Below are 22391 nucleotides of genomic sequence, written 5' to 3'. Positions count from 1 at the left end.
TTTCCTTCTACTATTGTGGCCGACAATACAATTGCGGCGAAAGATTTGATTGTGACATTGCCTGTTTACATACCCCTCTGGATTCATCTGCAGCATGAACCATTTCACCATTTCCAAGATATATGGCAACATGGGATATATTCCTGTATTTTCCGTTGGCCGAATAAGAATAAAAGATCAAGTCTCCCGGCTGCAGTTCACCATAGCTGACAGTCATTCCTTTGTTTACCAGGCATTCTGCTTCGCTTGCTGCATCCATTCCATTCAGATAAGTAATACCAGCTGCAGCATAACTCCGGTAAACCAGGGAAGAACAATCATACCATCCCGGATCATCTCTTCTGCTTTGGGAATAACCACTTCCTACAGCATTCAGAGCTGCCTGCACGGCAGCATTTCCGGACTCTCCGGCACCTATGCTTTTTTTCCAGGACCAGTCAATCCCACCGGCACCATTTTCGGATGGTGCATAAATGTCAAGCGTCCCATCAAGCTGCGCCAGGCAATCCGCTTTCTCATAGCTCCACCTGGATACGTTCGGTCTGCGGGCGATCATGGCATCATATGCCCTTTCAATAATTTCCCGGTCCGTTGATGCAGATGTTGTTCCATCAAAATATCTTTTCAGGCTTACAACATATTTTCCATCTCTGTTGCCAAAAGAAAGAACGCAGCCTTTCAAAGCATCAGACGCGTTTGTAAAATCAAAACCATAATATTCTGTCAGTGATGTAAGAAGTGGCTGCAGTGTTTGTGTATAGACGTATTCGCACTGGGCTGCCTCAAATGCAATCTTATGTTCTATGCAGATCGAATGCCATGCCCCGTAAAATCCGGCGTTATTTTTTAGTTCTGTGGTCATGCCAAGATATGGTTCAAACGGACCATATGTAGTTGGATCTTTTTCATAGCACCACCGAACAAACGGCCCAAGCTCATAACGATTGTCGAACTGAAATTCACCACATGCATTTCCGCCATCGCCACCAACCTGATCCGGGTTTCCGCCGGATTCATATTTTGCCGCCAGATAACAGGCTCCATCATAAGCGGAAGAAGCACTTTGACGTTCAGCCTTTACCCCAAGAAACAGAAGACTCAAAAGAAGAAAAAGCGAAATAATAGGAAGCAGCAATAAAACATTGGATGCTATAATTTTAATGATGCCTGCGGATATTTTCGCCGTATTAATGACTCCATGCCGAAGTAGCATCCGCTGTTGATAATCAGCCCTTTTTTTTATCTCTTCTTCGTTCCCGGATAACCGGAGGGATTGAACGGTTGTATGGAAGTTCTTTGTTCTCCGAAACCATTTTAAGGATGCTCTAATTTTTCCCTCTTTACGAGAACTTTCTTCATCCTTTTTTCTTTTGCGGTCATTAGAATCTTTTTCATTCTTTCCTGACTTTTCTGTATCACTTTCTTTCCGATTTTTCTTTTTGGCTTTCCGTTTTTTACTTCCGGAATCATCCTCTGAGTCCTCTTCCTCAGCATGATCCATTTCTTTATTCCATTCCTCTACCGCCTGGGACGGTTTTATTTCCTGCCTATCTTTATCTTCTGCCGGATTTTTTTCAGATGTTTTTTCTGTATGTTCCTTATTTTTTATTTCCTTCTTCTGATTGGACGTTTTCTCCTCATCTTCACCAAGAGTTTCCTTTTTCTCTTCTGTTGAAGATTCTTCTGAAATTTCACTATCTTCCGAAGTATTTTTACTCGTGATTTTTTCTTTTTTTCGATTCTTTTTTAATTTTGTCAGATATATAAGTGTTTTTGATTTTTTTAAATCATTCTGGGAATCCGGCTCATCATCTTCAACCTCTTTTTCTACATTCGCTGCTGTCATACCATGCAGCATGGATGCAGTATTCAAACTTTGATGCTGCTGTCTGAAAGTTTTACTCTGGTTGGATGATAATTCTTCCCCTTTAGAATCTTGTACTGTGGATGATTGTATCCTGCCAATCGTATATTTCCGGCTGAAATCCTTCTTTTTTTCTCTCTCATCCGTATTACTTTCTTCCTCTTCTTGTTGAAAAAGTGTCGGTTTTCCAGACAACGGATTTCCGTTTCGCTTCTCCTCTATTCCAATGCCCTGTGTGTTTTCTGTATCTTGCCGCCGCAGATATTTCCACATGGCCAGACGCATACTTTGTCTTTTTTCTTCTTTTATGTCATTATTTTCCGACATTTCCAGCTGTTCAGTATTCGGGATGGAAGCTCTCATCTTGGCTGCAGCATATTTTTTACCGTGATTTTCCTGAATCCGATTCTCTGATGCAGCCTCAATATTATCTTCCCGTTCTGAACCTGTACTTTTTAAAATAAAATGGGTTGTTTGTTGCTTCTCTTCTGCATGGGAACGTCCCGCTTCTGTTTGCACATATTTCTGTGTTGCCAGTCGTATACTTTTCAACTGCTGTTCCCGGGCAACTTGTCTGTCCGGTTTTTCTGGTATTTTATACGTCTCTGAAACAGGTGCATGGAACTGTGCAGCTTTCGCCTCATATTTTTCACTGGAGCCATTATATACAGGCTGTTCCGGTACATAATTTGATTCATTCTTATACCACAGGATTTCCGGTTGTACAGCAGCCTGTTCCGTATGTCCAGTGTTTTCCGGCAAGATACTTTGTGTATTTACTTGATTTTCCGGCTGCAAATATTTCTGCGTCGCCAGACGCATATTTTGCAGCTGTTGTTCCCGCGTAATATGGTTTCCTGTTATTTCCTGCGTTTCAGAGTGGCTCATAACAGATCGTATCTCTGACGCAGTATAGATTGCAGAAGTAGCACTGTGTACCGTCTTTTCCACAGATCCTGTTTTAACTTCCCGCTGTTTTGCCTGCCATGCAACTTCCGTGTGCTTGTCTTTTGGTGTCATGCGTTATCCTTCCTTTAGTTTTCCGGCATACGGTAACAACCTTGGATCTTTTCGATATATCCTTTTTTCACAAGAGATTCCAGTATCTCTTCTGCCTGTTTATTGGAAACACCGCATAAAATTCCGGCACCATAGCAATCCAGCCATTCATCACATTCGTCAGCTTCTTGTACTTTATGGTACATGAACAGCTCTTCTTCACTGATTGGCTCTTCTACTTCGCCATTTAAAAGCTCAACAGACTCTTTGTCTGGATCAGTGTCAAATGTTGACACCGAGTCTCTGTTTTCATCCGTGTCAATCTTTGACACGGATTCCAGATCATCTTCATGTTCATCTTGATCCGCTTCCTGGCTGTAAAATACGTTCCGATTTTCGGCAGCGGCTTCATGGAAGTTTGTACTGTAGAAATGATACAGCGGATTGTCCCGGCTAATCGTCGAATCACACTGCAAAATATGCCCGCCCCAGACAATCAAACTCTGGCCCGGTGTCGGATCAGAAAGCGCTTCAAACTCTTTCTGTGATAACTCCATAATCTGCAGCAATTCGTTCCGATCATCACCGGCCTGGTCAAGCAGCACCTTGAAATCGGAGTTTGATACAATCTCCATAATTTTCCGGTTGGCCGTTGCTGCTGAAACGTTCTGCAGACAGATCGTACAGATACCACCAAGTTTACGGTACGTCAGATACGCCTTTTCCAGCTCATTACAACTTGTCTCATGGCGGCAGACATATTGAGCCTCGTCAACGATAAAATGCGTTGCCCTTTGCTGTTCAACGTTGTAGGAAAAACGCTGCGTTAAAACATGCATGATTGTTATCATCAGCGGTTCCCACATCAATTCAGGGATATTTTTCATTCCAAATGCAACAAACCGGCTGCTGGTAGACAGTGTACTTTGTCCTTCCAATGTCAAAAAGCTATGCTTTGTATAAGCCTCCAGTGATCCATACAAATCACGCGCTTCCGGTTCCCGCTGTTTCTGGAAAATTGCTTCCAAATCAGAAAGCACCGGGGATATCGGTTTCTTTTTTGAAAACGTATTCTGATATAATTCCTCAACGCACCGGTAAATCAACGATTTATGGATACCGTTTGGACGTATACCGGTCATGATACTGTACAGAAATGCTTCCATATACTGCAGCTGGGAAAGGATATATTCTTCACGGCCCTTTGCATTCTTTTGCAGCAAAGATTCCGGAATCTCAAGAGGGTTCAGGCGCAGATCCGGATCAGAAAGATCAAAATACTGACCGCGGAATCTCTGGGTGATTCCCTTCATCTCATTCTGCGGATCAATCAGGAAAATATCATCTGTACTGTTAATCAATGTTTGTCCGATTTCCGTAATTTTCAGCAGCATGGACTTTCCAGAACCAGTGTGGCCAAAAATAACACCATTACTGTTTTTCAATGTCTTTCGGTTTCCAATGATCGGATTTCTGGTTTTTTTATTTATACCATACCATGTTCCGCCAGGCTGGATCAGATCCCAGGAATAGAATGGCTGGAATGCCAGATAAGAACTTGTCAGGACGGAACGCATATTATTTACACGCCTCGCTCCGATCGGAAGCAACGTATTCAGTGCCTGAATTTGCTGATCGTAGTAAGGAACAATCTGTATAGAATGTTTCCGGCAGCGGCGTCTGACTTCTGCCGTGTTTGCATCCAGTTCCTCTTTATTTGCTCCACGCACTGCCAACAGGATTCCTACATAGAAGCCATTTTCATCATCTTCCTCGATCTGATCCATATATTTTTTCAGATTGGCCTGCTTCTTTTTCTTTGCATAGGACGGCTCACTATAGAAGTTACCCATACTTGCATTGGCCTGTACTTCCTGCCCGATCGCATTTTCATTGTAGAAATTCGTGTTGCTGATTTTTCCACGTAACACTTCCCGTGGGATATATGCCGTATCTATGGTAAGGCAGGTATAAAACGGAAAATCTGTCAGTTCAAAAATCAACTTTTCTTCATTCAATCTGGTTGGCAGAACCGCAGCAAAAAGAATCCGCATACACTCTTCATCAAATTCCATGTAGCTTTTGTGATTCCGCACAGAATGTGGAAGGATTGAATTGCGAAAATCTCTTCCGGCCTGTACCATATCCTGAAACGGGAGAATAAAACTTTCCTCTCCATCATCTGTGAAAAAGTAATTTCTGATTTTCTGAAACCGCTGCACAGCGTTTAAAGGAACCAATTCCGAACCCATTGCATAAAAGATTGGAAGTGCTGTATGCTCGAATGTATCAAACCATCCTTCCGCTTCTTCTATTGACCGGCAATTTGCACTCACAGTCAAATAACGCTGTTTTCGAACGTTTTCCTGTCCCTTTTCAAGAGATTTTTTAATCATTTCGTTATTGTAGCGGGCCAGCTCTGGATACTCACTTTTATTTTCATCCTGCAACAGAGATTTCTGGAAATTTGTTACGTCCCGTGGTTCACACTGTATTGTGATCTTGAAATCTGTGTCCATGGAATTTAGAAATTTCCGTAGTTGAAACAGGATGCCGTCTTTTTGCTGCTTGTCCTGATCCACATAGTTTAAGTCTGAAAAAGAATACACACGATCAAATTTTCTCCGCTTTTTCCCTGCCCCGTTATTCGGTTCTATTTCAAATATTCCATTTTCGTGTACACCTGCAATATCCAGCATTTGTTGAATACTGGCCGGTGTCTGGTAAACTGGCTGTGTACATTTTTTATATCGGATAAATTCCTCATTCGAAAAAAATCCCATTCTGTTCCATCCTTTCCAAGTATATAAAAAAGTCGGGATTTTTCCCGATCATTATTTTTCTTTTTTCAAATAATTTTTTCTTGCCTGGTTATATTCGTCACTTTTCCAAACAAGTTTGGCTGTGGACTTTCTGTATTTTCTTGCCCGGTAAAACTCTATTGCAGAAAGCCCGCTACGTGACTTCCATACCTGACTGAAAATGATAGCTGCAGCAACAGCAGTTCCAATCAAAAATGATATATATAAGTTCCATCCAAGTATAAAATACAACAAGATAATGATAATACCACAGGAGACAGCAGAAACGGCCATCACACCTAACTCTCTTGCTGTAAGTCCTTTCCAGATGCTATCCTTATATGCACCAAAATCTTCATTCATGTTTACCATAAGCTATGTCCTTCCTACTATTAAAATCCAAATGCTCTTCGAACCATCGCATCCGTACCAGATACTGATCCCGTTATAATAAGGATACCAAGAATAGCTTGAAGTCCTTCCCATCCTTGTGATCCCAACATTCCGCCCAATATATCTTCTGATGCAGTAGGGAACAGCCCACCAGCATTTATTAAAATTGTTCCAAGTCGCATCATTAGCATGATTCCTGTCATTTCAAACAATGCACAAAGAAATGTACGGACCCAGCTTGATCCGGTATGTCCAATTTCATGTGGGCCTGCATAAGTGGAAAGTGCAAGTGGTGCAACAGCCATATAAAAAAACAATTTAAGGAAAACCCTATAAACCGTCCATAATGTAATAACTGCGCCACCCAGGCAGATAAACAAAAACACAAGGCCAAACAGATTTCCAAAAATAAGTCCGGATCCACTCATTTCCCAGTCATCCCCTACTCTTATAACCAGTGAAGCGGCATCTTCCGGAACAATAATCCCAAAAAATGCTTGTTCAATTTCAATCAAAAAAACGAGTATATTCGTGAGATTTAAAAAAACAACATCCACAAGTGCCAGCTTGATAAAAAACTGGATGCTTGCTTCCATGGTCATTCCGTGTTTAATATCCGTTGTTTCTTTGAAAAAATTAACCATAAAGAAAACACTTACAAGTGTCGCACCTAAAATCTGTAGTGCCAGGAAAATCCGGTATCCTTCATCCCAAAGTTCACCATCTGCCAAACTTTGTGGACTCGTTTGCAGCATATCAAACGCATATGCAATTAATGAATTCCAAACATTGCACCCAAGGGAAAAGAAACCACTTCCCGAAAAAACCGTTTTGAAAAAATCTAATATCTCATTTATCATATTTTCTCCATAAGAAAAAGGAGGATATTCCCTCCCTTTTCATTATCCCTTCAGAGCAGTTGTAATTACCGGAGCAACCAGCATAACTAACGCACCGCCAATCCCTTTTAAAGATCTTGTAATAGCACCTCCGCCTTCCTGTGCCTGCATGGAAGCTCCAAATTCAAATGCGTGCCATAATAAAATAACACCACCCACAGATTGTACCACAGCGCTGATCAGATTCCATAAAATTTCAAATTTCGCATTTATTGCGGTCGTTGCATCTGCAAAAACCATTGGCGCACCTACTCCCTGCAGGAACATCAAAAACGCAAAGCAAGCCGTATATTCCGTGACTTTTTTCAGTTTCTTTTTTACTTCGATTGGCTTTTTCATATCTTTTACCTCTTTTTGATCTAAAAATAGCCCGCACCAAATTTTGGTGCAGGCCTTATTTTCGTTTGTTCTTTCGTGTCAATCCTTCACACGACATTTTTTAATCGTCATCATCATCATGTTTGTGAAATCTTCCAATTAAAAATGCAATAACACATCCTACCATCGCTATAATCGGGATAATATACTGAATCGGCATTCTCTATTTTCCTCCTTTTTCTTCCTGTTTCAGAACCGGAAACTGGGGCAATCCAGTACACAATTCCAGTCCATTAAATTCTTGTTTTTCAATTATCTGCTGATAATCTACTGTCACAGTGACGAAATATACTTTTTGATTGTTGGCATCCCGGCCTTCCTCTGTATGAAGATGTCCCTGGACAAACACTGTCGTTCCTTTTTTTATTCTCTGAAATGTTATCATTGCCCGTTCTCCAAAGGCGACACAGTACATGTAATCGGAATAAGAACTTTTCGGTCGCTGCACGGCCAAGATGTACCGGCATGTTGGAACTGATCTCCCTCTCCTGTCTTTTTCATAGGAAAATTGTGGGACGCAGGTGCAAACACCCTGGATTTTAATCTGATTCATGTTTGCCCTCCTTATACCAGATTGCCAGTTGTATTTTCTCGACGGTAAGGCAGCCTCCGGTATCGCAGAACTTCCATCCGCAGTAAATCATCCCGCAGGGTTTCTGCATCCATGCCCTCAAATAAAATGTCAAGGGTTGTCTCAAAATCCCGGTAACGGCTGCGCTGGCTGTACGTAAGTGCCTTTTCAATCCTTTCCAGAATCGGACCATTTTCATAAAGTTCCTGCAATTCTAAAAGGGATTGCTGCAGTGTGTCTTTTCGCCGGAAATGTTCTATCATCCGGCTTTTAAATTCTGCCACATCAGCCGGGTTTAACACTTCCGGTTCCGTGTCAATGTTTGACACGGGAACTTCTTCTTTATCATTCGAAAGTTCTTCCGGCGCATTTTCCGTTTTTTCCTCTTCTATGACAGGTATATTCTTTTTTCGTTTTAAATCTGGAACATTTAAAACATTTTTCAGCTTTTTGGTATCAACCCCAAGCTTTTTTTCCAACGGCTCTTCTTGAGTTTCTTCCTTTTTCTGTTTTCGCTCTTGTATTAAACTGATTCCAGCTGTTGCTGCAAAACCAAACGCTGCGATCGCAAGCACCGCGGTCATCAAGTAATATGGATTTCCCAAAAATGACTTTATACTTTCCATGGCCGATCTCCTTTACTTGAAATTCCGTGATGCATCTACCGTAAGTTCTACCAGCTCCTCTGCCGAAATTCTTCTGTCATACCATCCGGTCAGAACTGCCGCTTTTTCGTATTCATCATAAGATGCCTTATATTCCGGCATTTCTGCGTTCATCTGGTAGATGACTTCTTTTAAGTTCTTGGTTTCGCGGCGTGGAACACTGATTTCATAGCATGGAAGGGAATCAAAGCGGAAATGATAATTCTTTTCGCCACATACCGCATCTACAATAATTCCATCCGTATTATGGCGGGTTGTCACATTTTCGAACTCTGGCAGTGTCAGCAAGTAATTCTGCAGTTCTTCTGCACTTAAATCGTGGCTTTCCGGCTGATTACTGTTTTCTTCCAGCTGTCTCTGTAATTCTTCCTTGTCTTTTGCCTGATCATCCAGATCTCTCTGCAAAGATTTTACCTGCTTATTTAGTTCAATGACTTTTCCTTGGAGTTCTCCATTCCGTTTTCGCAACTTTTCTTCTACTTCCGGATCAGTGCTGCTATCCTCTGCTTTTAACTGCAGGTTCGCAAGTTCAGCTTCCTTTGCATCAAAATCTTTCTGTAATTTTTCCATCTGTTCCGTTTTGGAATCACGTTCTTTCTCTGCCATGGAAAGACGGCTCTGCAATGTTTCAATTTTCGCCTGCAGTTCTGTTTCCTTATCCGTTGGAAGTGACATATCCGGATACAGTTTTAAATTTTCCTGCATCATCTTGAGGTTATCCCTCTCTGCCTGCAGCTCAATACTTAAGTTCTGTGCCTGCAGCTTTTCCATTTGCAGTTCCTGCTGTTTCTTAAGCAGCTCATTTTCCTGTTCCTGCTTTGCTTTCGCCAGGGATTCTTTTGTTTCCTGTTCCCAGGTTTTTAAAGCAGTTTCCTGTTTTTCCATGTCCTCTACTTTAGCTGCAAGAGCATCCTGGATCTGGTCCAGTTCTTTTTCCCGGTTATCCAGATCTGTTGCTTTCTGTTCCTGGCTATTTTTCTGCTTTTCCAATGCATTTGCAAGAGACTGCAGCTGCTTGGAACGGTCATCGAACAGCTTTTCACGTTTTTTATATTGCTCTTCTCGTTCCTGATACAGCTGATTCATTTTTTGGGCCATACTTAATGTATTTTCATCCATGACGTATCCTTTCTTCGGGCGCTTAGCCCAATATCTTTCTTACTCTTTTTTCGTATTGCAGTAAGAAACATCAATACACTCCAACTGCCGATAAAAAAAACGGCAAAAAAACAGATATGATTCCTATCTGCCGTATCCACCGGATCAGCCTTTAAAATCATACCTTCTGTATCTGTGTCAATGTTTGACACCTGTTTTGTGGTTTCCATATCGGTGTCAACGTTTGACACCGCTTGTGGCTTTTCCGTACTCGTGTCAACGTTTGACACCGCTTGTGGCTTTTCCGTACTCGTGTCAACGTTTGACACCGCTTTGGGATTTTCCGTATCCGTGTCAACGTTTGACACCGCCTGGTGGTTTTCCGTACCCGTGTCAATGTTTGACACCGTTTTGCTGCTTTTCTGTCCCGTGTCAATGTTTGACACGGATTTTTCAGCCCGTTTTCCATTCCATAAGGAAACTCCGGTTCCGCAGAGCAGCAGGCAAGCCAAAATCATACAAATTCTGGCTCTTACTTTTGCTTTAAGACGCTTCCTTTTCCGCATTCGCGACCTCTTTCTGGGCAACCGTAACGGCGTGTATAACCAATCTGTAAGGACTGGAGCCATCACCTACGCAGGTGGATAAAGTAAAAACTTTCTCCTTTCCGGTCGGGGCAATATTACAGTCATATTCCGCATTCTGTACGGTTTCTGCAATCCATTGTTTCCATTCCTCGCTGTCACCTTTATATCCCAGTGTAAAAACATCACTGTCATACCGGGTGCTGTATACGCTGTATATCGCACAGGTATAAGTAGTTTCCGGTGTATAAACATATACATAAGGATAAGTGTTCCGGAAGTCCTTATCATGGTACTTTTTCAGGCTTCCAAACATTTTCCCGGATGCCATGTTATGCCCATATAAAATAATGTGGCTTTCTTCGAAATCTGTTCCGGCAGTTGCAAAAATGGAACCAAGAATATTGCTTTCTCCTGTTACGGTATGGTTCAGGTAATAACTGTTGTCCTCTCCTAAAGCAACCGGATAATCAATGGGTGTTCCGGGAACTGTGATCCATGCCAAAATCTCAGGATTGATCTGCTGTAAATTCTGAAAATCAACTATTCTTTCCATATTCGGATCTGTTTCCTCTTCCGGTTCATCTGTAGTTGATTCTGTGTTTTCTTCATCTGTTGTATCCGGGTTTTGGATATAGCCACTGATAAGGTTCTGCTGTTCCCGGTCGGTTTGTGCTTCCTGCAAAATCCGTGGAAGATAAGACGCACCCAGCAGACATAAAATTGCCAGCAGGACACACCCAGCAGCTTTTCGCATTTTCACGCCTCCCTGTTCTTTAATGAAATACCCGTGTCAAACATTGACACGGGTATAAATCCGGTTTTGCTGGCTACTTTAACGGAATGATATTCTTAACAGAAGTATCATGCGTTGTAGTTCCCCAGTCATCTTTCTGGTTTTCAAATGTGATGGATGTACCGGTTGGTTTTGCCTTTAAGTTTGCATGTACGGAGAAAATTTTATCCGGAGCAACGCCCTTCGTCGGTTCCTGTAATTTTGAAATCGTTACATTCTCTGTTCCGGTAACGTTCACCAGATGATACCGCAGCACATCCTGTTCTGTTACTGTGTAGTCCTCTCCTACCGGGATTTTGTTCCAGGTGACAGAAAGTTCTACATATCCCTGTCCATCGGTATGTGAATTTACGTAATTTTCCGTGAACTCTACATAATTCTGGAAGGTACGGTCTTTTCCATTAATATCTTTTCCTTTTACGGTGAAGATAAAGGTTGGGTTTCCATGCGCCCAGGTAATATCGCTTGCTTTAATTTTCTTTACTATGGTAAGGTCTGCATAGCGCATATCCTTCATGGTGATGGTCTGCGTATCTGCTTTGCTTTCCAGCGTAAAGGTAATTGGATCAGCAAGTTTATAATGATCCGGGGCCTGATCCTCACGTAAAGTATACTGGCCCGGTTTCAGTTTTTCGATTCGGTGCGGTGTGCTTCCGGATGTCCAGCTTTCTACCAGACGGCCATTGCTATCCAGAAGAGAAAGTTTCGCTCCGGAAATATTTTCTCCGGTACCGGAATCTACTTTTGCAAGATCCAGTTTTGTATAATCATTTTCTACTGTGATTGTCAGGTTTGACTGTCCATTGACTTTTCCGCTGGATACTGTGAAATCTTTCACCGCATTATCCAGTACGTATCCATCTTTGGTTGCAGTTTCCTGGTAATGCCAGGTTCCATCCTTCACACCATCAATCGTGATCCGTCCATTGTTATCTGTTTTCTGCGTTTTATCATAGCTCTTGTCATCATTCCAGATATGGAACGTAACGCCTTCCATGACTGTACCATCGTTTTTGCTTACTTTCTGCAGTACAATCGCATTTTTCTGGTTCTGTACGGCCACATTGACGCTGGTATGACTATCATCCAGTGTAACCGCATGTTCTGTAGTATCCAGGACGTATCCATCCGGGGCTGTTATTTCTTTGACAATGTACTGACCAAGTTCCAGCTGTTTGCTGGCTGCTGATCCATTGCCATCTGTAGTTACGGTATCAACTACTGTATCAGCAGCAACCAGGGTTGTACCTCCGGCTGTCTTAATATCCTTTGCAGCTTTGATTTCAAATACCGCACCGGAAAGTTTTTTATTATTCTCACCGGTTTTTGTGATTGTGATCTGACCGGTTTTTCTGGCATTTGTCGCATCCAGTGTTAAAGTAACAACACCTTCTTTTTCTGCTGTAAACTCATGTTCCCAAGTTCCGGTATATCCTGCAGGATTTTTTGTTTCCACTACTTTGAAACTACGATTCTCTGTATCCGTTTCTTTAAGATTCAGTGCCATATATTCTTTATACTGATCGTTCCATGTTGCCTTTGTATATGTAACCCATTGGCCACCTTGCATCTTATAAACAGTGAACTCTGCACCTTTCAAAGCTTCTCCTGTTGTTTCATCTTTCTTTTTGATAACAAGATCTACATTTCTAGTCTGTCCCATAACCATTTCTGATGTATAACCAAACTCAGAAGTATTCCATACGTGCCAATCTGTTGCCTCGGTCCGGCTTGATCCTTTCCATCCATTAAATATGGCATCCTTACCAGTAAATGTAAAGTCTTTTGGATATGATTGCACTGTGGTAAGTCCCTTACCTGGACCGTCCACATTTTGTATGGTTCCTCCATTATAAAAGACCATAGTCTGAGAATCGCCTTCATATGTGTAAGTAACCCATCCTTCCGGGTTATCCGGTGAAGTACCATCATCTGCATTTGAACCCTTTTTTGCTGACCAGATTGCATCCGTTCTTGCATCATAGATTAGACGATCATCAGCTTCCTTCGTGACATAAATGCCATCGACTTTTCCATCAATATAAAATCCCTGGGAATAGTCCAGATCAGATAAAGTGAAATGTCCCTTAACCTTAAGTGGATTTCCATTTTCATCGTAATATGAAAATCTTACCTTAATCCATTTCAAGCCTTTAATATCAATGACAGGAGTTGCACCGCCTTTTGTATTGTCTACAGAAACAACAACATTGTCTACATCTTCATATCCCGGATACCCGCTGATATTAGTATTCTGCCAGTCCAAAAACCAGATCCGCATGGTAACAGGTAAACCATTAGCATTGCCTACATTGGTATACTCTGCATACATCTTTCCTTTTAATCTTTCATACGGAATAAAAGAACGGGTATTTCCATTATCACCTATATCTGATAATGGCCACCATTTCGAACACACCTGTGCATATTTTTCACCATTAACGCAAAACTGATTATCCCATTTCGTACCATCTGTACTACCGAATGAAACCTTTGTGTTTGCTCCAATGACTGGCGTAAAATTGTAGGTTCCGTCAATCGTGCTGTTTGTATCTACCTTTTTTCCAATGCCAGAATCAACCACAGATGGTAACCCATCCATGCCTGCGCTGACAGCAAAAACATTTTCCGGGAAAGAAATTCCAGTTACCATCAAGGCTGCCATAAGCAGCCCTGACAGTGCCTTTTTCCATCGTTTCACAGTTTTTTCCTCCTCTCTTTCTTCTCTTTACGGGACAGTTTCACGGTTCCAAGAGCCGTTACCGCCGCAATTCCAAGAGGAACAAAAACGTATGGATCTGCAATACCGGTTTTTGGTGCCGTAGTCTGCGAAATGGCAGGGGACGGTTCGTTTTTGCCCGGTTCTTCAGCACCCTGTACACGGAAAATCCAGTTTACCATGCTTTCCCGTTTTGCATATGCATTTTTCAGTTCTGCCGGTAACTGCAGCGTAAACTGTACCCGCGAATTTTTCCCTGTTTCCAGTGTTCCAAGACTGATTTCCTGATTCAGGGATGCAGCCTGCAAATCACCGTTATACAGGGTTTTTCCGTTTTGCGTGATCGTCAATTTAAACTGTTTTAAAAGGTCAAGTTCTTCATCCGTTAAATTTCCAGGCGTTTCCGTATGGAAGAAAAATTCGGCACTGGTTGCTGTCGTATTGGAAAGCTGAAAACTATCACTGATCGTATCGCCAGGCATTGCCGTCTGTAAATTTCTAAAGAAATCTTCCGGCGCAGCCACCAGCTTTCTGGCAGCCCCTTCATAAGTGACGGACATAGCGGTATACTGTTTTGTCACTTCTGTGATGCTGTTATCCGTCTCATGTACGCACTGTTCAATTTCCGTATCGCCCCATGGGGATTCCGAATTAAAATCCGGTGTAAAGTTTGCTGCCTGCACCGCTTCTGCGGTCACAGTAAGTCCAAGAACCCTGTCCTGTGCTTTTGATGTCCACGCTGCAGGAATCGTTACGTTCTGGAAAAAGTCTGCGGATTCTCCGTTTTTCAACGGCTGCGTATAGTAATAATACTCACCCTGTTTTACCCATTCATCGGAAATTCCATCCAGTTCTTCATCACTCAGAACATACTCCGCAGGCGTTTCCTTATCCTGATCCACCGAAGGTGTTTCTGTAGGTTCAGGCGTTATTTCCGGTTTTTCTGGCTCTTCCGGTGCTGGTGTTACTTCCGTTTCGGCATTTTCTGTCGTTTCCTGTGCTGTCTCTTCTGTTGCTTCCGGCGTTTCATTCGGGTCTGCATCCGTTTTGGAATCTTCCTCTGGCTTTTCCGTGTCAACGTTTGACACGGAATCCGATGCCTCTCCGGAATAAGTGGTTTTCACCCGGATGTAGCAGGTTTCCGCATAATTCGTGATACGAGGAATCTTTGAAATGCTCTGGGATGGAAGCACAATTCCATCTGCAGGTCCTTCGTAAACTTTTTCCGTATCACCATCTTTTTCGTATTCCTGGATTCCAATGTTTACATCACCGGTGCTGATGTGGTTTGTAACGGTAACGCTGTCCTGATAGTAAGCATATGATCCACTGATGGTACTTACTGCCGTGACCAGAATTCCGGCTGCTATTGCAATTTTCCTTTTCATTACTGGCCACCTCCTCCAAACCGTTTCCATGCTTCCTGATAAGAAGTGTATTCTTTCTGACCATCTGTTGTCTGAACGGATTCCTCATAGACTGTTACTTCCAGGTTATCCTGCTCATATTCATCTGCAACAGTAACCCCTGTAAACAGATAAGTTGTTGTTCCTCCAACCGGAACAGCTTTTTTGTAGTAATAATAGCCATCATTTCCCTTAGCCCAGTTTGTGGTATCAAGTCCCGTAAACTCTTTCACAGGCTCACTGCATGTGATATATGCCCGGACATAACAAGGTACATCTCCTGTATTTTTTGCCCTGACTTTTTTTACTACTGATCCGCTGGATGGAACCGGTGTCGGTGTCGGAAAATCCTCATCCGGAATAATGGTGTTATTTCCAGTCCTGATAATGTTTACTACTTCATCATGGTCCGTCTGGTAAGCAGAAGATCCCGATATTGCGGTGGCTGCTGCAAGAAAACCGCAGCAGCACATTCCGGCAATTGACAGCATTCGTTTTTTCTTTTTTTTCATGCTGTTTTCCCTTCTTTTTCAGAACAGTCCGGATGGCTTTCCGGACTGTTATTTAAAGTATTCTTATGATAAAGTGTTGTTTCCATCCTGTTCCGGCTCAACCTGAACATCATCTGGGGTATTTGTTTTGTTTTCATCCGATGTTGCATTTCCGTTTCCATCAACGGTTGTAACCCCATTATTTCCGCTTTCGTCAGACTGCGGAGTCGTGATCTGTCCTGCCTGGCCCTGGTTCTGCAGTTCATATTTTTTCCATGCGGAAGCTGCTTTCTGTGGAATCGTGGTTCCTTCTCCGGTGTTGAGTTCCTGGATTGCATAGTAATGTACCGGCACATTCAGATCTTTTCCATCCAGCTGTCCCTCTACAATATTGGCAGCTGTCAGGCTTGTAAAGATCGGATCTGTTGTTTTTCCCGGTGCAAGTATTTCGTTATAGCTGTAGGTGTAAACCATATTATCTCCTACACGCTTGTTGTACATCAGAGTCCATTTCTTAGAAACATTGTTCATGGAGAACAGCTCTGTATCTTTTGCAACGCCTCCATTCAAACGGTTACCTGCAGCATTAACAGTAATCACCTTTGCAATCGGGATAGAAACATCCAGATATACATAAGCATCATTTTTTCCAACATTTTCGATCTGCGGGTCTTTTTTGATCACCTGGGTCGGAACGATATTGTTGGTTTTTCCATCATTATCCGGTGTGTAGTTCGGCTCATGGCCAACGATGTCTACTTTACCTACAGAAAATTTGTTGGTTACAGAATCATGATCTGTCAGATATGCCATGGATGATCCAACGGCCAGTGCGCCGCATAGTGCTGCTGCTGTAAAAAATGCTGCTACTTTTTTCTTTGTCATAATCGTAATTCTCCTTTTTTTCTTTTTGTTTTTTTTACCTGTTCCCGTTCCTTTGGTTCAGGTCTTTTCTCCGGAAAACAGAAAACCAGAAGCATGAACAGCGCCAGAAAACCTACGGTAAGAAACATGTGATTTTTCGCCCACATAAATCCGTATCCAAGATGTGGAATGCAGAACAGGTATGTTCCACGTATATTTTCTGCCGGAATGGTTCCGGAATCCGGATCTGTGTTTGCATCCCCTTTTGTCTGGTATCCCTCTTCTGTTTTTGACAGAATCCGGTGAGTCACCAGATCCCCGTGCCTCTCAAACGTAGCAATATTTCCTGGACGTACATCCCTCTTCGATGAATCCACAACTGCCACTGATCCTGTGGGAATCACAGGTTCCATAGAACCTGACAGAATCACATAACCCCTTAAATCACGGCACTGATAACAGGTAATACCAAGCACCATACAAACCAGAATCCATAGGAATGCGTGTATTACTTTTGTTTTCATTTTTCCTCTCTCTCCTTTTTTACTTTTTGTTGCCACTTCTTCCGGGCAACGGCGTCACCCCCTAAAAATGGGCATAAAAAATGCACCAGCCCATGAAAACCATGTTCTGATGCATGAAAGCCCATATTCCTTTTTTTCGTGTCAATCATTGACACGAGCAATTGAAAGATTTTTTTGTCCTACCTGCTGTCCCTTCTGTTTTCCTTCTTTTGCAAGTATAACATAGCATACCTTTTGATGACGTGCAAGGGTACATTTTTTCAGAAAAGGGTACATTTCTTTGAAAAAGGGTACATTTTCATCTAAAAAGGGTACATTTTCTCGAAAAATTTTATAAAAAAATTAGCGAATCTGAAATATCGTTTCAAAAACGCTGCCTTGGCTTCTTATTTTCTACAGATCATATGTATTAATGCCTATGGCAATCATAGCTCCACACACTACAATCCTGTTTATTATTTTTTTCGTAGTATTCATTTTTTCACCTTTCTTTCGAAAAAGGGATGCGCAAAGTTCTGCGCATCCCCCATGCTGCTTGACTTTTTCCGTCTGGCAGCTTATAATCAAATCAGAAGCAATCAAGGATATACCAGTGTCGGTGGTTGCCTTTCTGAAATAATCTAAATTATTACAAAGAGCAACAAGAGACATAGGCTATCCCCTATTTGCGGTAGGGAATAGCCTTCTTTCTACTTGCGATGGTTATCTATGTGGGACAATGCCTCTAAGACAACCAATAAAAGCGTCAACACTTCCATTGTATTCATTGGCATTACCCCCTTTCTGTTTCCAGAAAAGACAACCACCTGACTATCCCTATCACGTTCTGACCTGATTAGATTCAGTATAACATACCATCGACTATTTTACTACCTCTTCGACATACAAATCCCCTCTCGTAATTCGTCTACGAGAGGGGATTCTTTTTTTATCGGATAAAGTAGTTTGTGATCAAATTATAATCGTTCTCTGTCATACCAAGGACTTCGCCCATTCCCATATCTTGATTCTCCCAAGTAGCTGGAAAGTCAAGATCCTGATTTGCAAATGAGAATACAGCTGAGAAATTCACAATTTTTCTTCCGTTATACTCCTGCGGTTGTCCATACATTACAGCGATTGCTCCATATGCATTATAATCATCCATCTGGTTTGCTTTATGACCTGGAGAGGACATCCAAAGGTTGAAGATCTGGCGGGCAAGATCATCGGAATCTGTATATGACAGACCACCGCCGCAGCCGTTCTGTCTGCCACCATGCAGGGCCAGATTATCAGAAGTTCCGTATCCTAGCTGTGTGATTGATCTCATGATGTGGTATCCGGCAGCGGCAACGCTTCTCGGATAACAATGTTTTTCATCCCAAATCATAGCTGCATGTCCTTCTTTGACACGTTCTTCATTTACCAGGTCGAAAATCTTTCTGGAAACTTCCTGATCGTAGACGGTCATTCCAAGAGCCTCTTCGTTGGTGTATGGGATATTAATTTTTACTTCTACGTATCTTCCAACAACACCTCCGTCTGGCTTAGATCCCATTGCATCAGCTGAGATAATAACTTTTCGCATACCATTTTTTTTATGAACGGTTACAAGTCCATTTTCATCTACGCTTGCTACTTCTGGATCATCCGAAGTCCATTTTACCGCTTTGTTGGTTGCATTTTCCGGATATACGGTTGCGGCCAGCTGCAGTGTCTGTCCAACTTCAGTTAATTCCAGATTACTGTTCGGTGTAATTGTTACGCTTGTTGCATAAACGGTTTCTGCTGGTGTCTCTGTTGGCTTCGGTGTCTCTGTCGGCTTTGGCGTTTCCGTCGGTTTTGGTGTCTCCGTTGGTTTTGGTGTCTCCGTTGGTTTTGGTGTCTCCGTTGGTTTTGGCGTTTCTGTCGGTTTCGGTGTTTCTGTCGGTTTTGCTGCTGGTTTTGTTGTAAGCGCACCGTCTTTTCCGTAGTAATTTCCGTTTACCGTCTGATCCGTTACCATCTTACAGTCTGATCGGAAATAATATGTCTTTCCGGAAATTTTCATCTGCATATCCTTGCAGGCTCCGCCCCAGCTCCGGATATAGTATTTTGCTCCGTTTTCTTCTTTCCAGCATCCGGAAAGCATAACTCCGTTTCCGTCCACAAAATACAGGTTATCTTTGTATGTAAAGCTTGTGTTCACTGCCATGGTGCTGTCTGCCTGGAACCAGTACCATTTTCCTCCGGTTTTCAGCCACTCATTCTGATAGGCTGCACCGTTATCATGCAGGTAATATTTTTTTCCGTTCCAGGTCTGCCAGCAGTTTTTATAAGCTCCGCCCCAGCTGCAGAAGAAATAGGTTTTTCCCCCGTCCGTGAAAGATTCATTTGCTTTCATGGTTCCGTCTGCGTTCAGATAGTAACGGTTATTGTCCCAGGTCTGCCAACCCGTTGCAATTTTTCCATCTTTTGCCAGTTTCCACTGTCCATCCATCACGATCCACTGCATGTTGGTTACTTCTGCAGCACTATTGAAGGTATACGAACGTCCATTGATTTTTGCAGACCGGCTCTTATAAGCTCCTCCCCAGCTGCAGAGATAACGGATTTTTCCGGTATCATCCAGTTTCCACTCATTGGAGCGCATACTTCCATCACTATTCATGTAGTATTTATTTCCATCCCAGGTCTGCCAGCCGGTTGCAATTTTTCCGTCTTTCACCAGATACCATTTTCCGCCTTTTACAACCCACTGGGAACCCTGTACCTTACTGTCTGCACCGAAAGTATAACTTCTGCCGTTGATTCTTGCCTTGCAGTTCAGGTAAGCTCCACCCCAGCTGCGGAAGTAGTAAACCGATCCATCCGTATCAATCATCCACTCATTTGCTTTCATGGTTCCGTCTGCATTCAGATAATATTTTTTTCCGTCCCAGGTCTGCCAGCCGGTCTGTTTTACACCGTCTTTGTAAAAATACCAGATTCCGGACTCCTGTGTCCATCCGGTTTTTCCAGCTGCCTGTACTGTCTGGGCAGAAACTACTGGGAACATATTTGTTGCGGCCGGTGTGCCTACTGCCAGGCTCAGGCCAAGAAGTACCATTGCGATTCTTTTTCTCATATTTTTTTCCTCCGTCCGTGTCAAACATTGACACCGATTTTTCTGTTTGAATTCCGTGTCAATGTTTGACACGGGATTCCTTGTTTTATTATTTCACTTTTTATTCTGGAATTTCTTCCAGAAGTTCCCCGGTATAATCTTCCCGTTTTCCAAGTTTTACGGCATCGTCCAGTTCGGACTGTTCCATGCATACACTTCCGATCGGGTGGATTCCTGGATCACAAAGAACCAGATACAGGTTTCCCTGGTAATCTTCCGCTACATCACCATCCTGCCGGTAGCCAATAAACTCATGCTCAATCGGTATTTCTTCCGGATGCTCCAGATAGAATGGATCAAGCTCTCCCCAGTCCAGTGTGGAAAAATTGAAGTCCGGAAAACGTTCTGCTATTACTTTTTCTGCATTTTTTCGAAGCTCTTTCATGTCCATATGGTTTCTCCCCCTTTTTTATTTCTTTGGATCATATTATCATATTACCTTTCCAATTCCGTAATTACAAGAGTCTTTTGCTATTTTTCATATTGCATTTTTATTACATTCTAATCACCCCTCTGTTTTATTTGCATTTGTTGTTATTGTAATATGGCTTCCGCTGCTGAATGCGGCTTCCATAGATGCCTTTAATGCGTTCAGGATTTCATCTGCACTTTTTGTTCCCCCGTAGAAGCCCGTATTGGCCGTTTCCTGCGATTTTTCTGCATCGTACCGTAAAATGATCGTAAGTCCTGTTCCAGCCGTTGCAGCGTCCGAAAACGAGCTTGAAAGGGTTGTCTTGGATGTACAGGAAACGGTAAGTGTTCCACTCAGGAACTTACAGCCGGAAAACAGGTTCCCGCTATCCGTACAGGAAGATGGGATTTCACCGGTTATGGATTCCAGTGCGGTACATCCGAAAAAACTGCTGTTCATTTTCTGTGCAGACGATGGGATATGTACTTCTTTCAGGTTGACGCAGCCATTGCAGATATTCGAAAGTTCTTTCGCACTGTCCGGAATCTGGACAGATGCCAGAGCCATACAGCCGTAATACATGGAATCCATGTTCTCCAACTGCATACAGGCTGTTGTATCGGCTCCATCGATCAGTGCCGTATCACCGTAAAATGCTTTTTTTGCCTGTTTTATATTTCCTGGAAGTTCCATGGCCTTTTCCAGTGCGATACACCCTTCTGCGCAGGATGTAATATCTTCCAGCCGGACCGCACCAGACATATCCGGCATACTGGTCATCGCCGTAGCATTCTTGAATGTTTCCACCATGCTTCTCACTGTATCCGGGATGCGGCACAATGTTTCCAGGTATTCGTCATTTCCTGTAAACCAGTAGTCCATGCTTTCCACTTCTGCCTCCGGATCAATCCAGGTCAGCCGTTTAACAGAATATTTCTTCCATGGCGCAGAATCTGATTTGAAATTCCGGACGCTTCCTTTTCCGGATATTTCTAGATCCCCGTTGGAATACAGGATAGCCTCCACATCATCTGGATTTTCTCTGCCGATTTTATACCTAACACTTTCATCACGGTCAATAAGCACTGTTATCTCTGCCTTGATATCCGGATATGCCTTGGAGGAAACCTCTACGGTAACACTGTGGCCATGTGCCGGCACTTTAGCCGATGACACGCTGTATGTATCTGCATCCAGAAGCTGTTTCTTTTTCCCGGATATTCCGTATACGCGGAAATTTTTTTCTGAAATCCTACTTCCGGCAGCATAGCTTTTCTCTGCAGCTTCCACCTTGATCGTTTCCGGTTTTTCCGGTGCAGCTTCTTTTCGAAATTTTGGCAGTACCAAAAATACGACTCCAACAAGAATCAGCAAAATAACAGCAATCAACGCTATGATCCACAAGCTGCTTTTCTTTTTCTGCCTTTTTTCGCTGGCTGTTTTTTTGATACGGCCATTTTTACTCTTTTTTCTTTTCCGTATTGTGCAGGCACTTCAGGATATAACAGATGTGATCTTTATCCAGCTTCAGGAACATGCTTTTTACAATCGGAACAGGACGTTCCTTTCCTCCAATCCGAATTGTTCCTGCATCCGGCGGCAGCATTAGGGTTTCTACAATCAGATCGATCAGTTCATCCACTTCCTGCTTGTTATAGATCGGCGGGTAGTTCTCGTAATCAATATTTTTCCGAATCAGTTCCCGGTAGGCAGATATCCGATCCATCATATCCATCCCATCTCTTTTTGTTCCCCGCTTTATATTATGATGTTAGGGTCAAAACCATAAATAACTTTGTC

General features: G+C 42.6%; 19 protein-coding genes. All 19 read right to left on the bottom strand.

All coding sequences use genetic code 11. The annotated features are described in order from the left end of the window. Positions 1–10 precede the first annotated feature (10 nt). The 19 genes from PGS38_RS01735 to PGS38_RS01645 all read right to left on the bottom strand — a co-directional run bounded on the left by PGS38_RS01735 (position 11) and on the right by PGS38_RS01645 (position 22353). Positions 11–2884 carry a C40 family peptidase gene (locus PGS38_RS01735; RefSeq protein ID WP_118594782.1) on the bottom strand — a complete coding sequence of 958 codons (2874 nt, stop codon included), beginning with the start codon at positions 2882–2884 and terminating at the stop codon, positions 11–13. A 14-nt stretch (positions 2885–2898) separates the two neighbouring features. Continuing rightward, on the bottom strand, positions 2899–5646 hold the full coding sequence (locus tag PGS38_RS01730; protein WP_118594781.1) for a VirB4-like conjugal transfer ATPase, CD1110 family: 2748 nt from the start codon (positions 5644–5646) through the stop codon (positions 2899–2901). Between the two features lie 51 nt (positions 5647–5697). Further along, positions 5698–6036, bottom strand: coding sequence for a PrgI family mobile element protein (locus tag PGS38_RS01725; protein WP_117805197.1), 339 nt, complete (start codon positions 6034–6036; stop codon positions 5698–5700). 20 nt (positions 6037–6056) lie between these two features. After that, the gene (locus PGS38_RS01720) at positions 6057–6917 is read right to left on the bottom strand and encodes a hypothetical protein (RefSeq protein ID WP_118594780.1); all 861 of its coding nucleotides are present in this window, start codon (positions 6915–6917) and stop codon (positions 6057–6059) included. 42 nt (positions 6918–6959) lie between these two features. Then, entirely contained in the window at positions 6960–7295 is a 336-nt protein-coding gene (locus tag PGS38_RS01715; RefSeq protein ID WP_118594779.1) for a hypothetical protein, read from the bottom strand. 202 nt (positions 7296–7497) lie between these two features. Further along, positions 7498–7887: a single-stranded DNA-binding protein gene (locus tag PGS38_RS01710; protein WP_118594778.1), complete on the bottom strand. Its 390-nt coding sequence runs from the start codon at positions 7885–7887 to the stop codon at positions 7498–7500. Between the two features lie 11 nt (positions 7888–7898). Then, a complete protein-coding gene (locus PGS38_RS01705; protein ID WP_118594777.1) occupies positions 7899–8531 on the bottom strand; it encodes a hypothetical protein in 633 nt (210 codons plus the stop codon). A gap of 12 nt (positions 8532–8543) precedes the next feature. Beyond that, positions 8544–9689, bottom strand: a complete 1146-nt coding sequence (locus PGS38_RS01700; RefSeq protein WP_118594776.1) for a coiled-coil domain-containing protein — start codon at positions 9687–9689, stop codon at positions 8544–8546. Next, positions 9671–10075 (bottom strand): hypothetical protein, encoded by a 405-nt coding sequence (locus PGS38_RS01695; protein ID WP_147342488.1) that lies wholly within the window; start codon positions 10073–10075, stop codon positions 9671–9673. The genes PGS38_RS01700 and PGS38_RS01695 overlap by 19 nt, the downstream gene beginning before the upstream one ends. A 136-nt stretch (positions 10076–10211) precedes the next feature. After that, positions 10212–11009 carry a class B sortase gene (srtB, locus tag PGS38_RS01690; RefSeq protein ID WP_117805203.1) on the bottom strand — a complete coding sequence of 266 codons (798 nt, stop codon included), beginning with the start codon at positions 11007–11009 and terminating at the stop codon, positions 10212–10214. A 73-nt stretch (positions 11010–11082) separates the two neighbouring features. After that, a complete protein-coding gene (locus PGS38_RS01685; protein ID WP_118594775.1) occupies positions 11083–13749 on the bottom strand; it encodes a SpaA isopeptide-forming pilin-related protein in 2667 nt (888 codons plus the stop codon). Further along, positions 13746–15155, bottom strand: a complete 1410-nt coding sequence (locus PGS38_RS01680; protein WP_118594774.1) for a hypothetical protein — start codon at positions 15153–15155, stop codon at positions 13746–13748. The genes PGS38_RS01685 and PGS38_RS01680 overlap by 4 nt, the downstream gene beginning before the upstream one ends. Continuing rightward, positions 15155–15685, bottom strand: coding sequence for a hypothetical protein (locus PGS38_RS01675; RefSeq protein ID WP_118594773.1), 531 nt, complete (start codon positions 15683–15685; stop codon positions 15155–15157). The genes PGS38_RS01680 and PGS38_RS01675 overlap by 1 nt, the downstream gene beginning before the upstream one ends. A 63-nt stretch (positions 15686–15748) precedes the next feature. Then, entirely contained in the window at positions 15749–16549 is an 801-nt protein-coding gene (locus PGS38_RS01670; RefSeq protein WP_118594772.1) for a TasA family protein, read from the bottom strand. Further along, positions 16546–17052, bottom strand: a complete 507-nt coding sequence (locus PGS38_RS01665) for a signal peptidase I (RefSeq protein ID WP_118594771.1) — start codon at positions 17050–17052, stop codon at positions 16546–16548. The genes PGS38_RS01670 and PGS38_RS01665 overlap by 4 nt, the downstream gene beginning before the upstream one ends. Before the next feature lie 928 nt (positions 17053–17980). Further along, the gene (locus PGS38_RS01660) at positions 17981–20140 is read right to left on the bottom strand and encodes an Ig-like domain-containing protein (protein WP_270475795.1); all 2160 of its coding nucleotides are present in this window, start codon (positions 20138–20140) and stop codon (positions 17981–17983) included. Between the two features lie 100 nt (positions 20141–20240). Then, a complete protein-coding gene (locus tag PGS38_RS01655; protein WP_118594768.1) occupies positions 20241–20570 on the bottom strand; it encodes a hypothetical protein in 330 nt (109 codons plus the stop codon). A 114-nt stretch (positions 20571–20684) separates the two neighbouring features. After that, the gene (locus PGS38_RS01650) at positions 20685–21938 is read right to left on the bottom strand and encodes a leucine-rich repeat protein (RefSeq protein ID WP_147398235.1); all 1254 of its coding nucleotides are present in this window, start codon (positions 21936–21938) and stop codon (positions 20685–20687) included. 112 nt (positions 21939–22050) lie between these two features. Next, entirely contained in the window at positions 22051–22353 is a 303-nt protein-coding gene (locus PGS38_RS01645; protein ID WP_305764419.1) for a DUF6017 domain-containing protein, read from the bottom strand. Between the last annotated feature and the right edge of the window lie 38 nt (positions 22354–22391).

This window comes from Fusicatenibacter saccharivorans (assembly GCF_027667425.1).
Taxonomy (GTDB): Bacteria; Bacillota; Clostridia; order Lachnospirales; family Lachnospiraceae; genus Fusicatenibacter; species Fusicatenibacter saccharivorans.
This window is presented reverse-complemented; position numbering and strand designations above follow the sequence as displayed.

What these genes read in the sequence shown, in the direction of transcription:
- PGS38_RS01730 (WP_118594781.1), bottom strand. Translation starts at nt 5,646, where the DNA reads ATGGGATTTTTTTCGAATGAGGAATTTATCCGATATAAAAAATGTACA.
- PGS38_RS01715 (WP_118594779.1), bottom strand. Translation starts at nt 7,295, where the DNA reads ATGAAAAAGCCAATCGAAGTAAAAAAGAAACTGAAAAAAGTCACGGAA.
- PGS38_RS01670 (WP_118594772.1), bottom strand. Translation starts at nt 16,549, where the DNA reads ATGACAAAGAAAAAAGTAGCAGCATTTTTTACAGCAGCAGCACTATGC.
- PGS38_RS01705 (WP_118594777.1), bottom strand. Translation starts at nt 8,531, where the DNA reads ATGGAAAGTATAAAGTCATTTTTGGGAAATCCATATTACTTGATGACC.
- PGS38_RS01675 (WP_118594773.1), bottom strand. Translation starts at nt 15,685, where the DNA reads ATGAAAAAAAAGAAAAAACGAATGCTGTCAATTGCCGGAATGTGCTGC.
- PGS38_RS01725 (WP_117805197.1), bottom strand. Translation starts at nt 6,036, where the DNA reads ATGGTAAACATGAATGAAGATTTTGGTGCATATAAGGATAGCATCTGG.
- PGS38_RS01660 (WP_270475795.1), bottom strand. Translation starts at nt 20,140, where the DNA reads ATGAGAAAAAGAATCGCAATGGTACTTCTTGGCCTGAGCCTGGCAGTA.
- PGS38_RS01655 (WP_118594768.1), bottom strand. Translation starts at nt 20,570, where the DNA reads ATGGACATGAAAGAGCTTCGAAAAAATGCAGAAAAAGTAATAGCAGAA.
- PGS38_RS01710 (WP_118594778.1), bottom strand. Translation starts at nt 7,887, where the DNA reads ATGAATCAGATTAAAATCCAGGGTGTTTGCACCTGCGTCCCACAATTT.
- srtB (WP_117805203.1), bottom strand. Translation starts at nt 11,009, where the DNA reads ATGCGAAAAGCTGCTGGGTGTGTCCTGCTGGCAATTTTATGTCTGCTG.
- PGS38_RS01700 (WP_118594776.1), bottom strand. Translation starts at nt 9,689, where the DNA reads ATGGATGAAAATACATTAAGTATGGCCCAAAAAATGAATCAGCTGTAT.
- PGS38_RS01735 (WP_118594782.1), bottom strand. Translation starts at nt 2,884, where the DNA reads ATGACACCAAAAGACAAGCACACGGAAGTTGCATGGCAGGCAAAACAG.
- PGS38_RS01665 (WP_118594771.1), bottom strand. Translation starts at nt 17,052, where the DNA reads ATGAAAACAAAAGTAATACACGCATTCCTATGGATTCTGGTTTGTATG.
- PGS38_RS01680 (WP_118594774.1), bottom strand. Translation starts at nt 15,155, where the DNA reads ATGAAAAGGAAAATTGCAATAGCAGCCGGAATTCTGGTCACGGCAGTA.
- PGS38_RS01720 (WP_118594780.1), bottom strand. Translation starts at nt 6,917, where the DNA reads ATGATAAATGAGATATTAGATTTTTTCAAAACGGTTTTTTCGGGAAGT.